At 52.0% G+C, this 14,574-nt stretch carries 11 protein-coding genes; 7 read left to right on the plus strand and 4 right to left on the minus strand.

Going from position 1 to position 14,574, the window contains the following annotated elements:
- Positions 1–58: 58 nt before the first annotated feature.
- Positions 59–2,842 carry a M16 family metallopeptidase gene (locus E1N14_RS03760; RefSeq protein ID WP_247600929.1) on the plus strand — a complete coding sequence of 928 codons (2,784 nt, stop codon included), beginning with the start codon at positions 59–61 and terminating at the stop codon, positions 2,840–2,842.
- Here E1N14_RS03760 and E1N14_RS03765 read toward each other — a convergent pair.
- The gene (locus tag E1N14_RS03765) at positions 2,839–4,647 is read right to left on the minus strand and encodes a protein kinase domain-containing protein (protein WP_062793532.1); all 1,809 of its coding nucleotides are present in this window, start codon (positions 4,645–4,647) and stop codon (positions 2,839–2,841) included. The two genes, E1N14_RS03760 and E1N14_RS03765, sit on opposite strands and share 4 nt — an antisense overlap.
- A 228-nt stretch (positions 4,648–4,875) precedes the next feature.
- Between E1N14_RS03765 and E1N14_RS03770 the strand changes: the two genes are divergently transcribed.
- Positions 4,876–5,223 carry a hypothetical protein gene (locus tag E1N14_RS03770; protein WP_025010325.1) on the plus strand — a complete coding sequence of 116 codons (348 nt, stop codon included), beginning with the start codon at positions 4,876–4,878 and terminating at the stop codon, positions 5,221–5,223.
- Positions 5,224–5,364: 141 nt separating this feature from the next.
- The gene (locus tag E1N14_RS03775; protein WP_025010326.1) at positions 5,365–6,021 is read left to right on the plus strand and encodes a thiopurine S-methyltransferase; all 657 of its coding nucleotides are present in this window, start codon (positions 5,365–5,367) and stop codon (positions 6,019–6,021) included.
- Between the two features lie 117 nt (positions 6,022–6,138).
- On the opposite strand, the gene E1N14_RS03780 is transcribed toward E1N14_RS03775, so the two are convergent.
- Positions 6,139–7,215, minus strand: coding sequence for a porin (locus E1N14_RS03780; protein WP_045283135.1), 1,077 nt, complete (start codon positions 7,213–7,215; stop codon positions 6,139–6,141).
- Positions 7,216–7,853: 638 nt separating this feature from the next.
- Between E1N14_RS03780 and tcdA the strand changes: the two genes are divergently transcribed.
- Together tcdA and pepT are read left to right on the plus strand one after the other, a co-directional pair.
- The gene (tcdA, locus tag E1N14_RS03785) at positions 7,854–8,687 is read left to right on the plus strand and encodes a tRNA cyclic N6-threonylcarbamoyladenosine(37) synthase TcdA (RefSeq protein ID WP_037436925.1); all 834 of its coding nucleotides are present in this window, start codon (positions 7,854–7,856) and stop codon (positions 8,685–8,687) included.
- An 86-nt stretch (positions 8,688–8,773) separates the two neighbouring features.
- Positions 8,774–10,003 (plus strand): peptidase T, encoded by a 1,230-nt coding sequence (gene pepT, locus E1N14_RS03790; RefSeq protein WP_062793534.1) that lies wholly within the window; start codon positions 8,774–8,776, stop codon positions 10,001–10,003.
- A 1-nt stretch (position 10,004) separates the two neighbouring features.
- Here the strand turns inward: pepT and E1N14_RS03795 are convergent, their stop codons facing one another.
- Positions 10,005–11,636 carry a sensor histidine kinase gene (locus E1N14_RS03795; RefSeq protein WP_062793531.1) on the minus strand — a complete coding sequence of 544 codons (1,632 nt, stop codon included), beginning with the start codon at positions 11,634–11,636 and terminating at the stop codon, positions 10,005–10,007.
- Between the two features lie 167 nt (positions 11,637–11,803).
- Here E1N14_RS03795 and E1N14_RS03800 point away from each other — a divergent pair, with 167 nt between their 5' ends.
- Positions 11,804–12,415, plus strand: a complete 612-nt coding sequence (locus E1N14_RS03800; protein WP_044735654.1) for a superinfection exclusion B family protein — start codon at positions 11,804–11,806, stop codon at positions 12,413–12,415.
- Between the two features lie 86 nt (positions 12,416–12,501).
- Here E1N14_RS03800 and E1N14_RS03805 read toward each other — a convergent pair whose 3' ends face one another.
- Positions 12,502–12,630, minus strand: a complete 129-nt coding sequence (locus E1N14_RS03805) for a DUF3149 domain-containing protein (protein ID WP_071237139.1) — start codon at positions 12,628–12,630, stop codon at positions 12,502–12,504.
- A 271-nt stretch (positions 12,631–12,901) separates the two neighbouring features.
- On the opposite strand from E1N14_RS03805, the gene E1N14_RS03810 reads away from it, so the two are divergent.
- Positions 12,902–14,491 (plus strand): bacteriohemerythrin, encoded by a 1,590-nt coding sequence (locus tag E1N14_RS03810; RefSeq protein ID WP_025010328.1) that lies wholly within the window; start codon positions 12,902–12,904, stop codon positions 14,489–14,491.
- Positions 14,492–14,574 lie beyond the last annotated feature (83 nt).

Raw genomic sequence — 14,574 nt, forward strand, 5'->3', positions numbered from 1 at the left:
ATATTCCAGAGGTTCGGGCCCGTTTTGCACCGAACCTCTGTTTTTTGGGGGAATTCTTTTGCCAAAAATCCTGTTTCTCAGAGCCTGGCTCGGCAGCTTATTGCTGCTTCTCTGCTTCGTTGCCAAGGCCGATGGGCTCAGCGTCAGCCCTCGCATTCATCAGGGCCAACTGGACAACGGTCTTAAATATCAATTGGTGGACAACAAGACGCCGGCCAATACCGTCATAATGCGGATGCGGATCGCCTCCGGCTCGCTGCTTGAGGCGGAAAATGAGCAGGGGCTGATGCACCTGCTGGAACATATGGCGTTCAAAGGCTCGGCCGCTGTGCCTGAAGGGGATATGATCCCAAGGTTGCAGCGTCTCGGCTTGAGCTTTGGCGCCGATACCAATGCCGTGACTGAATTTACGCAAACAGTCTATAAGTTCAACATCACCCAAGGGGATGAGCAGAAGCTGGATACCGGGTTGATGTTGATGCGGGAGATTGCCGACAGACTCACTCTGGATCCCAAGGCGCTTGCCCAGGAAAAAGCCGTAGTGCTGGCCGAGCTCAAGGAGCGCACATCGGCCGGGCTGGAAAACTATCGCAACCAGTTGCATTTCTGGTACCCCTCCAGCCTGCTGCCCAGACGTTTCCCTATCGGTGAAGTCGCCAGCATCAAGGCGGCAGATGTCGCCAAGCTGCGCTCTTTGTACCAACGTTTCTATACCCCGGAGCGGACAACGCTGATCTTGGTCGGCGACCTGGACATCGCCCGTACCGAGGCTCAAATCAAGCAGTTGTTTGCCGATTGGAAGCCGCACCCTCAGGCGGTTGCCGCAGCTCAGGTGAAGCTTTCTCCGCCTGTAGTCAGAAAGCAGCCTCAGGCGGACGCTTTCTTCGACCCCAGTTTGCCGACTCAAGTCTCTCTTGGAGTGCTGACGCCCATAAAGCCAAAGCCTGATGGTATTGAACGGCGTCGTCAGTTGATGCTTGAGTCGCTGCTGAGTAACATGCTCTATCAGAGGTTGCAACCGCACCTGTTTGCCGAAGAAGGTTTCACCGATGCCTCCGTTGAGATAGGGGAAGAGTTTGGCACTGCGGGAAGGGTGCAATTGGCTCTGGCGACCCTGGAAGACAACTGGCAGGATGGCGTGGTACTGCTGGAGCAGACCATACGCCAGGCCTTGCAATACGGTTTCAGCAATGAAGAGTTGCAGCAGGCGCTGAAACGCCAACATAAGCAGTATCTGCTCAATCTGGCCGGCAGTAACACCATTCACAGCCTGAATATGGCCGAGGCTTTGGTATCAATGGATGCCGAGGACTTGATACCGATAGAACCAGCAGATGAGCTGGCCATTTTTGAGGCTTTGGCGCCGCAAATTACCCCGGCGCTTATCCAACAGACACTGACTGAGCTTTGGCAGGGGCAACCCTGGATCTATCTCTCCGGTGCCAAGGCGCCGGCCGCGGCGGAACAACAACTGCTGACGGCATATGAGAACAGCTTGCTGCAATCTGTTACCCCCTATAAGGCCAAACAAGCCAGCGAGTTTGCCTATCAAAGCTTTGGTGAACCCGGGAAGATAGTGGCCGATAAACGGGATCCCGATACCGGAATACGCCAGTTACGTTTTGCCAATGGGACTCTACTCAATCTCAAACCTACCGAGCTTGAGCAGGGCAATGTGGCCGTCAGCTTGTCATTGGGATTCGGTGATTTACCATTTCCGCGCCAAGAAGGTTTGGGCACTCTGTTCAATAATGCCTTTATTTACGGCGGGCTGGAGCAGCACTCCTGGCAACAGCTGGCGGATATCTTTGCCGGGCAGAACATCTCGGCAAATATTGGCGTCAGTACTGAAGGCTTTGGCGGCGTGACCAATACCAATGCCGATGAACTCAGAACCCAACTTGGGCTACAGGCCGCCTTTCTAACCGCCCCGGGTTGGCGACAGGAAGCCATCAACCTCTTCCGGCAACAAGTCAAGGCAGAGAGCCAGAGCCGTAATGCCAATCCGGAAGAGGCCTTCTGGGATGGTCTGAGCGGACTCTTGTTCCCCGGCGATCCCCGATATGGTTACGGCCGGGAAGAACAGGTATTACAGCGGGACTTTGCTGAAATTGCCAAGGTGTTGGCGTCGGCGCTGGATAAGGGAATGCTGGAAATCGCGCTGGTAGGTGATTTCGATGAGGCTCAGGGGATAAAAGCGGTCGCTGAGACATTCGCCGCCATCAAGCGGCATCCGGCCAAGGCTCCGGCCTTCGAACGGCCGGTATTCCCCAAGGTGCCGGCACAGAGCCAAATCTTGCACCGGGGCGCAGAGAACTCGGCGGCACTGGCCTGGCTGTGGCCGACCACCGACATGCAGAATGTTCGACGCCACAGCGAACTGATGTTACTTGAGCAGGTGATGGGCATTCTGTTGAATGAAGAGGTCAGGGAAAAAGCCGGCGCCGGATATTCGCCTTATACCTTTAATCATTTCGATTGGCATCCAACAGGTTACGGTTATCTGGGGCTCTTTACTGTCACAGATGCCGCCAAGCTGAAGGCTGCCGAACAGGGCTTTGCCGCGGTCGTGGCCAGAGTCAAGGCCAAGGGTGGCATAGATGCCGATCTGCTGGAGCGGGCGCGCCAGCCCTTGTTGCAGTGGTTTGAAAGTGCCCCGGGAAGTAACGGTTTCTGGTTGGATCTGGCGGCAACGGCCCAAAGTCGGCCGGGCCGCTGGCAGGGATGGCAGCAGCGCAGGCAGATACTGGGGCAACTGGATGGAGAAGCCCTGGAAGCCGTGGCCCGTGAGTATCTTGAGAATGATCGCCGCTTGAGTGTGACCAGCAGTTACGGCGGCTAACCTCCGCTCTTGGGGTTTCTCGGATAGAAGCGTTCCGGCTTGCGCTGCAGGTGTTCGAACCTGCGGGTATTTTTATAGGGCAGCTTCATAAACCCCGAAACCCCCTGGCCCTGGATCTTGTCGACATGACGGAGGATCCTGTCCAGACAGGCGCGAAACTGCGCCTGTTTTCTCGGGTTGAGCAGTCTCAGATAACTGTGGATCTTCATATGGGTTGGCAGGGCTTCGAAGATGATACAGCCTGTGTGGTGTATCTGGTTGAGCCAGCCCAGCTCTGTCATGATTTCCGCAGGCAGCTCCAGGTTTTCATCCGGATCCCGGCCATCTTCAAAGTAAGAGTGCAGCCTGGATTGATCTTCGAGTGTCGGCACATCGCCCACCTCAAAGGGCAGCAGCTGATCCGCCTTGGCCTTGAACGGCTCTGAAGGGGCGCTGCGTTCCAGGTGCAGGGTATCTTTGGCGTTGAAGAAACAGGCCTTGAAGATACCTATGCGATGAATGCCCCGGGCCAGGGTCACCATGTTGTTGACCGCCTGAATCAATGCCGGCCTGAGCTCTTCATCATAAAGCGCCAGGTTGGAGTCGATATAGACGCCTGTCTCCTGCCAATGAATCGCCAAACCGCCCACTATAGGATACTGACCCAGGCGGCCTACGGCAGCGATAAAGCCCTTCTCTGTGTCTCCCATACCGGCGAGGAAGTTGCGGTAGTACTTCTCCAGTTGAATATCTTCGGCGCGAATAGCCTCGGCATCGGCGTCCGGATGATGGCTGCGCAGAAACGACTTACGCGAACTGTAGCTGACTGTTTCCACATCCCGGGCTCGCTTCTGTACCCAGACGGGGATCTCGGCATTCAGCTCCTGTGGCAGCGGTGGCAGTAAAAGATGCTGGCTGTATCTCATACTGCGCAGGAAGTAGTCGCCGGCCTTGAGGCGGGTGAGAGGATCTGAGCCCAACATCCCCTCGAGGATCCTGGCCAGTTCCATCGGTAGACCTATGCTGGTAGGCGGGATAACCTGGGAACCGAAGCGGCTGGCCTGACCGGACGCCAGCGCATAGAGGGTGGCGGCAACCCCCTGTTCATCAAACCTGGGGCTGGAAAGCGCCCCCGAGAGTTGCTCATCGCCGATAAAGTAAACATCGCCCATGCGGGCGTTGGTATGCTGCTGATCGCTCGACATTAACTCCATCACATTGCCGCCAACCGGGCGGTTGTCGGCATCGCGCTGGGCAAATACCGCCGAGCCCCAGTCAATCAAAGACAACTTGTCTTCCTCTGGGTCATAAACCAGGTTGGAAGGTTTGATATCCCCGTGTACCAAGGGTCTGCCGCTGCGAAGATATTGCAATAGATCCGCCAACTGCCTGGCAATGCTCATGATTTCTGCCACCGGCAAGGCGCCTTGGCGGCGGCAGCGCTGATCCAGATCCTGGCCCTGAGCTCTGGCCATCACCAGGATCCCCTGGCGCCCGACTCTGTCGAACTTTATCAGTGGCGGCACATTGGGATGATTGACCTGAGACAGCATGAAAGCCTCTTCTTCCAATCTGTCCTGTACCTGCTGAGGCAGGGTGATGCGAGAGAACTTGAATACATGTTCCTGACCATGGCTGTTTCGTCCGGCGAACACAAAACCATAGGCGCCTTTGCCTATCAGTTGCGGGTCATCATAGCCCAACTTGATCAGTTGCTGGCGGCAGAGGCGGATCCAGGCCCTGTGTTTGCGGGCATCATCGGCCTTAAGCAGATAGACGGACTGCTCTTCAGAAATATAAAAGTGCTGCAGTTCAGGTGTTTGCAAGCGATTTCTCCATTGGCACAGGCAAGGATACAAAATAACAACAAGCAGAAGCTCATTAAAACAGCAAGGGATAACAGCGGCAAGTTGTGACTCTGGGATCCAGCTCAGAACCAGGCTTCCTAGCGTATCCTTTTGGGCGGCACTTTGACCTATATCAATTTCATTGCGCCCTCCCCAGAGTAACCTGTTTGCAACAAGCCGCAGTGGCAGAAGAGATTTGGAGGCCTTATGTCAGTGCCAGATAAGCAGGAGCTGATCGAACTGTTCGAGTATGCTCGTCCCAGGGTGATACAGTCGATGGAATTGCGTCATTGTCCCCATGCGGGTTTCTACAATCCGGTGGACGACCGCTGTAACTTTTGTCATCAGGGATTGGAGTGTATCTGGATGAACCAGAATGATGAACTGGTGGATCTGGAACAGAAATCACTCGAAGAGTTGAAGCAGCAGTTATTGATTGCCGTCGACTTTGTCGACTCCAGCCTGAGCCCGCACCATTTGTCACGACGCAAGTGCCAGTGTGATAACTGTAATTGGTTGCGCAAGGTGCAGGAGACCCTGGCCAGACTGCCCTGAATAGCTTGAAAACTGATGCTGCCCGCCCCGGAGTCATTGCACGCTCCGCGGCGGGCTTTTTTGTCTGTTGCTGTTGGGCTCTTTGCAATCGGCGTCCAAGTCGATAGAGTATCAAGGTTTTCTGATACACAGGATGGATAGATGGAACCCGGATTCTGGCATGAACGCTGGCACAAGCAGCAGATAGGTTTTCACCAGCAGGATATTAACCCTTTTTTGGTGAAGTACTGGTCCACACTCGCACTCAGGGGGAATGAGCAGGTCTTTGTCCCGCTTTGCGGCAAGTCTTTGGACATGTGTTATCTGGCCGAGAAGGGCCATGATCTGCTTGGTTGCGAACTGAGCGAATTGGCTGTCAGGCAGTTTTTTGAAGAGAACGGCCTTGAGTATCAACAGAATGCCTTTGGCGAATTGCAGGCGTTTTCCAGCGAACAGATGACCTTGTTGCAGGGTGACTTGTTTGCGATCAAGGCTGAGCAATTGGCGTCGGTTGGCGCCTTCTACGACAGGGCGGCGCTAATCGCCTGGCCTGAGGAGATGCGTTTGCAATATGCCGCCAAGCTGGCCGCCTTGCTGCCAAGGGGTTGTTGCGGTTTGTTGGTTACTCTGGAATATCCGCAGGATATGCTCAAGGGGCCGCCATTCAGCGTGACTCAGGAGTGGATAACGGAGCGTATGAGCCAGTGGTTTGAGGTCACTTTGCTGGAGCAAGCCGATGTATTGGCCGACAACCCCAGGTTCATTGCCAAAGAGGTGCCTTGGCTCAATGAGAGTGCCTATCTGCTGAAACGTAAATAAGTTACCCAGGAAATTATAATAATCCAAGGCGGAACAATCGGTTAGTAGAAATTTTGGCAAACAAAAAGGCGACCCAGAGGTCGCCTTTAGTGTCTATAACCACTATCTCAACAGAGATTAGAAGTCGTAACGTACACCCACGGTGAATACGTTGTCGTCTTCCAGGTCAACTTTCAGGCCGCCAACATCTTTGAACTCGCCTTGGTAGTTTGCGTAGTGAGCAAACAGCAGAGTAGACTTGGCTACACGGTAGTCTGCACCCACGATGAAGCTTTGTACTTCGATGTCATTGGCTGTTTTAACACCAACGCCATCAACTGGAACGTTTTTGAAGTACTTACCGAAACCGGCTTCGTCATAGCCGTATTCGGCTTTCAGGTTAACGCCGTTCAGGTTGTAAACCACGTTGATGAAGTAAGTGTTGTTGTCGTCAGAACCGTCAACGATGCTTTCAGAGTTCTGGAACAGACCGCCCAGTTTGAAGTCACCCAGCTTAACTTGACCAACGGCGCGGTATGCATCGATACCACCGATAGCCTTGTTGTAGGCGATGGCAGCATAGTAGTTCTGAGCTTTCAGCTTCTTGTCACCGATAGTGGCGCTCAGAGCGTACATGTTGTCTTTGTCGATTTCTTTACCGCTCGCGTCGTAAGTCGCGTAGTTGTCTTCCATCAGGTAAGTGGCGTTCAGAGTGATCAGGTCAGCGATCTTTGGTGAGTAGTACCAAACACCGTCACCGCTACGAACTTGGCCACCAACCAAACGGTCGATATCCGCGTTGGTGTTACCGAATACGTCTACACCGCCTTCAGCTTGCTTGAATACTGTGTCGTTACGACCAGCCAGTACAGTACCGAAGTTGGTTTTTACACCCAGGTAAGTGTTACGGGCTTTGAAAGTGTCGCCAGAACCTGAAGTGTTCTCTACCTGGAATTCCATTTGGTAGAGCATTTCTACGCCATCAGCAATCTTCTCGGAACCTTTTACACCCAGGTGTGAGAAGTTGTTTTCGATGTAAGTACCGCTTTCACCGTACTCAACACCGCTAGTACCAGTTTGCAGTGTGGCACCTGTGTCAGAGTTGGTGATAGACAGATCCAGACGGCCATACAGAGTTGGGCCATCAGCCAGCGCACCGAAAGAGGCTGCGGCCAGAACTGTTGCTACTGACGCAGAGATAAGGGTCTTCTTCATGTGTTGTGCTCCCTAGAACCTGAGTTCTATTCCATGTATTTATGGTTATTTAACAAACGAGTGTTCCTGGATTTGTAGCGGACATCCTGTCCGTCACAAAGCTGCGCTGATTCTTACAGTTTTGTTTGCTCAAGATTGTGGCCTAGATCAAACTTTTTGCCCCATTCTTGTGGGAAAAGCCTTAATCTGTGACCAAAATGTCCATTTCGGTTAAAAACTATTCAACCGCCATTGTTCACAAAATCAGCATAATCATCTTTTCGCTATAAAAAGATAACTTTGCAGTATGAGGGACTGTATCAGCTGGTTATTTTTAATAGATCAAATTGTAAATTAGTGATAGATGAAGTTTTAATAAAAGTGAAATTTTTCATCATAAAAATGATATTTATGTGCTCTGGTTCTCATTTAGGCACCCAATCCGGCCAGTGGCAAACTCTACCTTATATAGCCAAGTAGCTGTCCTGGTTCACTCCATGGTGCCCTATCTATCCCTAAAAGAAGCTCTGTATTTACTAAGCCGTTTATATCCATAAGCCCAAGCAAAACATACCCGGGATATACACACTCTCTTACTCGGCTTGGGGATAGCCGGGTATTCGGCTAAAATGCCACCGAAGATAATTGGGAACCAAGTTATGCAAGATACAGACACAGAACTACTGGAGTCCGAAGCCTATCAACAGCGCTTTGGCGGCATTGCCCGTTTATATGGTGTTGCTGCACTGGCAGCCTTTTCCAAGGCTCATGTAATGGTGATAGGTATAGGTGGCGTCGGCACTTGGGTTGCAGAGGCTTTGGCCCGCAGTGGAATAGGGCACATCAGCCTGATGGACCTAGACGATGTGTGTGTGACCAATACCAACCGTCAGATCCATGCTTTGGCAGACACCATAGGCGAGTCCAAGGTCGCCGTGATGGCGCAGCGGATTAAGGCGATTAATCCTCTATGCCGGGTGGATGAAATAGAAGACTTTATTGCAGCAGATAATCTGAGTCAGTATCTGGCACAGGACAAGGGCATAGACTTTGTGGTGGACTGCATAGATGCGGTAAAGCCCAAGGCGGCCTTAATTGCCTGGTGCAAACGCAATAAGATTAAGTTGGTGACTATTGGCGGTGCCGGCGGTCAGACAGATCCAACCCAGATCCAGCAAACGGATCTGGCCAAGACTTTTCAGGATCCATTGCTGGCCAAGGTACGCAACTTGCTGCGTAAAGAGTATGGTTTCAGCAAGAATCCACAGCGGCGGTTTGCCGTTGATGCCGTGTTTTCCAGTGAACACCTCAAGTATCCCCAGACGGATGGCAGTGTCTGTTCCACCAAGGTTGGTGTCGAAGGCAGCATGAGAATGGATTGTTCCTCGGGATTTGGTGCCGTGACCATGGTGACCGGCAGCTTTGGCTTTGTGGCAGCCAGCCGGGTGTTGGCGCGCTTGGCGCAGGAAGCCAATAATCCCAAGCCTGAATAAACAGCACAAAACATGATCTGAGTCTAATGCAGCAGGTGTCTGGATTGTTAGAATCCAGACACTTTTTCGCTACAGATATTCAGCTTATGCGACAAGCGCTGCTCAATCGTTTCCTGCGGTATGTCAAACAGGATACACAAGCCGATCCGAACTCCCAGTCTATTCCCAGTTCCCAAGGTCAGGTGGCCTTTGCCAGGCAGTTACAGCAAGAACTGCTCGAGTTGGGATTTGATGATGTCTTCCTCAGTGAATCATGCTGCCTTTATGCCAAATTAGCGGCGAATACTGCCAAGGTGCCGGCAATCGGCTTTTTGGCTCATATGGATACGGCGGCAGATTACTCCGGCGCCGGGGTAAAACCTCGGGTGATAGATGACTACCAAGGGCAGATCATTGAACTGGAGCAGGGGGAAGCGCTTAGTCCTGAGCAGTTTCCTTCTTTGCTGAACTACCTCAATAAAACATTGATCACTGCCGATGGCACTACGCTATTGGGCGCGGATGATAAGGCAGGCATAGCCGAAATCATCACGGCGCTGCACTATTTATTGCAACACCCTGAAATTCCCCATGGAGAGATCAACCTCTGTTTTACGCCCGATGAGGAGATAGGCCGAGGTACTGATGGCTTGGAGCTCGAGCGTTTCGGCGCCGATTGGGCCTATACAGTCGATGGTGGCGCAGTTGGCGAACTTCAATATGAAAACTTCAATGCCGCCACAGCGGTGATCACCGCCAAAGGCAATAATTGTCATCCAGGCAGTGCCTATGGGGTGATGGTCAATGCCTTGACCATGGCTGCCAGATTTCACGCCAGAATGCCACTCAATGATGCACCCGAGACCAGCGAAGGTTATCAGGGCTTTTTCCATCTGTTATCCATGGAAGGCCAAACAGAAGAAGCCAGGTTGGTATACCTGATAAGGGACTTTGATAGGGCCCAGTTTGAGCAGCGCAAGGCCTGGCTGCAGGAATCAGTGGCCAAATGTAATGCCGAGCTGCAGGCCGGTAGCCTGGAGATTAACATCAGCGACAGTTATTACAATATGAAGGACTGCATCTTGCCAGTGCCTCATGTGACAGATATTGCCTGTCAGGCGATGGAGATGGCCGGCATCACACCGGATATCAAACCTATCCGCGGCGGCACTGACGGTGCGCAACTGTCCTGGAAGGGGCTGCCTTGTCCCAACATCTTTGCCGGCGGCCACAATTTCCATGGCAAACATGAGTATGTTTGTCTTGAGTCAATGGAAAAGGCGGTAGAGGTGATCATCAATATCGCCAGGTTAACCACTCAAAGATACGCCGAGTAATCTAAATAAAGAGTTCTACCCTGTCGTCATCGGCGGGGCGGGACTCTATCACAGCCGGGAAGCGAACCCGAAAGTGTGCGCCGCCGAGGCTGGAGTCATTGAGAAGGGTGATATTGCCCTTCAGTAGTGTGACGGCATTGAAGGCCGCCGCCAATCCAAGCCCGGTGGCGCCGGTTCGTCTGCTGGTGGTAAAGAAGGGCTCAAAGATCTGGCCGGCAATCTCGGGGGCGATTCCCTTGCCATTGTCTTCGATATCCAGCTGTAGTTCTTGACCCTGCTGTTGTGCGCTGATGCTGATCTTATGGCCGGTATCACCCTCAAAGGCGTGAGCATAAGCGTTGGAAAGTATGTTGGTCACTATCTGCTTCAGCAGGCTGTGGCTGCTGGTAAGCCAAAGATCGGCTTCGACCTGGATCTCCACATCTACCTGTAATTGCTTGAAAGATAGCGCTACAGCATCGGCAAATTCCTGCAATACCTGGGGTAGCAGCATCTGTTCGTGCACGTCATTGCCTTGCTCGGCAGCAATCGCCTTGAACTTCTGGATCAGGTTACTGGCGCGGGTAATATTACTGATGATCAGTTCACAGCTCTGTTGATACTCGTTGAGAATGGCATTGAGCTCTTCCAGCGTAGCGCCATCGTTTTGCAACAGCTCAACCAATTCATTGATATGCTGCAGCTGACTACTGGCAGCGGTGAGGCAGATACCTATCGGGGTGTTTATCTCATGGGCGATGCCGGATACCAGACCGCCGAGCGCGGCCATTTTCTGCTGTTCGACCATCACCTGTTGAGCCCGTTCCAACACCAACAGCGACTGTTCAAGTTCTTTGGTTTGTTCTTTGACCTGTCTTGCCAGCTCATCTTTATAACTGCGTTCCAGTTCCAACAGTCTTTCCCTGTCACTCAGAGCTTCTTGCAGTTCGTAGCGGGAGCGGTTCAATTGTGTGAAGGAGGTGCGCAGCTGTTGCTGCATCAAATTGATGGCCAGGGCAACCTGGGTAAATTCATCCTGTTTGTCCCGGCGCTTAAACTGCAGTGGTTGATAATCCTGCTCCAAATCGAGCTCTGAGCAGTACTCACTCAGTTGCAACAGGTGCCGGGTAATGGTGGCCCAAACCAGATAGAGAATGAAACCGGCCACCAGAAAGGTCTTGATACCATTGGCCAGTAGTATCAGTAAGGCCTTGTTCACCAATCTGTCGTAGATTTTGGAGAGATCGGCTTGAACTCTCAGCTCACCGACATTGAAATTCTGGCTGCTGGTCTTGTGCACCAGCGGAAAGCGCTTCTCTATTACACCTTGGTCTCTGTACTCGCCGGCGGTCCATTCTTTACCACTGTCATCTTCTATGACCACATAGCTGGTATCCGGCAGTTGGTTGAGACCGTTGAGTTGGGTCTTGATAAGCCTTTCATCTATTACCCAGATACTTGCCGCCAGCACATCCAGGTTGGCTTTTTCAATATTGGCAAACTCATCGTTGATTCGGCCAATGTCACCCTTGTAATCGGAAACCAACTGCAAACCTGTGGTCACCAGAGTGATCAGTGAGCTGAACAGGATAATAGCCAGAGTCAGCCTGCGGCCGATGGGACTACTGATGAGCTGCTGCATAAAACCGGGCATTAATTTCAACTATCTTAAGTGCTTGCTGTGGATAGCTTTAAGCATAGCTTCGCATCTGACTTTCGCGGCATTTTTTGTTGCCGCTGATGGCAAAGTTCACTGAGCAATCCTGGCACTGGTTTTGCTTGATTAGCGGTTGGAACAATTTTCTGACGCTGGATAGAGCCATGAAGAGACTGAAACTTGAGGTATTGAAAGAGGGCAAGTTCAAGGCCGCTGCATTGCAACTGACACTGTGGGTGCTGCTGATAACCACATTGCTGCTGTTTATGCCAAAGTCCTTGCTGGCCCTGTTGCATTTGGAATCCTGGGTAGACACCAATGCCCATTATATTGGCCTGACACTGTTGCTGGCCTTGGCCTATATTGGTGCGCTGGCCGTCAATCTGTTGTTGGATGAAGCGATAAGCCGTTTGAGTGAGCGCCGGATCAACGAAATGATTGAAGAGAAAGTCAGGTTACTGGATCCCGCCGAGCGTGCCCTGTTAAGGGAGTTCTTCCTGCAGGGAGCCAGTGTTTTGACTCTGCCGCAAAATGAAACGCCGGTGCAGGCACTGCTCAAGGCTCACATACTCGAGAGCCTGGGAAATGAACGCCATTACGCCATTCAAGGCCCCACAGCCGAGTACAAGATAGCCATGGCTGCCCGTAAGCATCTGAACCGCAAAGTATTGCGTTTACCATCCGGAGAGCCCAGCCAGGAAGAGCTGCAGCATCTTATCAAGGCAAGACCGCAATTTATCAATGGTATTGCCCAAGTGCGGAAACATGCCGCTTGAAGACGGCAAAAAAAGAGGGCAGCCACAGGGCTGCCCAAGCAATACTCAAAAACGTCATTGCATTTAAAAGAACATGGAAATCAAAGCTAAGGCTTTGCTGACTTTACAATAAACATCCACATAATGTAGGAGATGATCCCGATAGTACTGAAGATAACTATCATCGACAGTAAACCTATGGGGTTTCCGAACATTAGATCTAACCAGAATGCCATCACTGAAGTCCTCTTTCTTGTAAAGTCAAAGCTAAACTAACCAAATTTGCTTCGGCCGGAGCTGATCTCGATCAACAAATGTTGTCAGAGTTGTTAATCGGGTAAATCAGCTTGTTAAAACATGAGCTTTATCATGTTTTGCTTAAATTAGCTGGCTAAGGAGCAACGTAAGTGTTCCCTAAAGGGAATAGGATCAAAGGCTAATATTAATTACTACACTAAAGGAGTAGGGTGGCTTGGCCTGCGATTGTTCATTGGCAAGGAGCGTGCGATGCAAACATCCCGAGGTCTTTTAAAACTGATATTAAACCAGTGGCAGTTTTATCCACTGTTGCTCTTGTTGCTTTTCCCCCTGTGGAGCCTGTTACACGGCGCCAGTTATCTCGCCTTTGCTTCTCTATTGGTCGCCTTGATAGTGCTGGCTTGGCTCGGTGCCAGACAGCTGTCCAATCTCAAGCGCCTGGAAAACGCCGCCCGTCATCTGGGAGAAGGCGATCTCAGCTATCAGTTGTCGGAACAGGATGCCGGCATGTTCCATTCTGTGGTCCACGGTATCAACCGTATGGGAGAGGACGTTGGTCGCACCATTCTGTCTTTGGTCAATACCGCAGATGCGATGAAGAGTGTGGCCATGGATATCAAGTCCATCAGCGATGCCGCCCATATCGGAGTGGAGGAGCAGGAAAAACAAGCGGAATTGGCAGCGACCGCCATGACCCAGATGGTTTCTACTGTGCAGGAGGTCAGCCGCAATGCTGCCAGTGCCGCCAATGCCGCAGAAGAAGCCAGGCAGGCGGCCCGCAGTGGCGACCAAACTGTCAGGCAGGTGGTGCGGCAGATAGATGATATGTCGGCTCAGGTTGGGCAAACTCAGCAAGTTATTGCCCGCCTGGCGGAAGACAGCAACAACATAAGTACCATCATAGACACCATTTCCCAAGTGGCAGAGCAAACCAATCTGCTGGCGCTCAACGCCGCTATCGAGAGTGCCCGCGCCGGCGAGCATGGCCGAGGTTTTGCTGTGGTTGCCGATGAAGTCCGTAGCCTGGCACAGCGGACGTCTGCGGCTACAGTTGAGATCCAACAACAGATATTGCAATTGCAACAGGGCGCCGATGAAGGCGTGAAAGTGATGACCACCAGTGTCGAGCAGGCCGGTGCCACCCATGCGATGGCTCACCAGGCGCAGCAAGCATTGGGGCAAATTGTGGCTCAGATTGAAAGCATTACAGATATGTCGCATCAAATAGCGGCGGCTTCGGAACAACAGCAGGCAGTTGCCGAAGAGATCAGCAGCAATATCTCCTCCATGGCACAAGTGGCGGTGGAGAATGCCAAAGAGACCCACAGTACCAACCTCTCCAGTCTGAAGGTATTCAATATGTCGCAGGAGATCAGTTCCCTGCTTGGGCGCTTCCATGTCGACAAACGGGCGATGGAACAGTTGGAGAAACGCCATCGCTTTGTTGAGTGGGGGCCGCAGTTGGATCTCGGCATGGAAGAGATCAATCGTCAGCACCAACGTCTGGTATCCCTGATCAATGAACTGCACCGCACCTTGGAAGAAGCTTATGGCCTGGAAGCGATTAAACGCATAGTACAGGGCCTGGTGGATTACACCGCTAATCATTTCGCCTATGAAGAGGAGTTGTTTGCCCGTTTCGGTTATCCGCAGACCGAGCAGCACAAGCTTAAACACCAGCAATTAGTGGCTAAGGTACTGGATTTCCAGAAACGAGTGGCCAATGGTGAAGATGTTGCCGATGAATTGATGGCCTTCCTCAAATCCTGGCTTATCAACCATATTCAGGGCAGTGACAAGGAGTACACTGGCTTCCTAATTGCCCGCGGAGCCCTGTAGTCAGACTGAATTTTGTCCAACCGATCAGGATTTTGGCAAACAGGCTCGTAAAGCGCTTGCCATTGAAGTGAGCACAGGTATAA

This window comes from Shewanella algae, assembly GCF_009183365.2.
Classification (GTDB): Bacteria; Pseudomonadota; Gammaproteobacteria; order Enterobacterales; family Shewanellaceae; genus Shewanella; species Shewanella algae.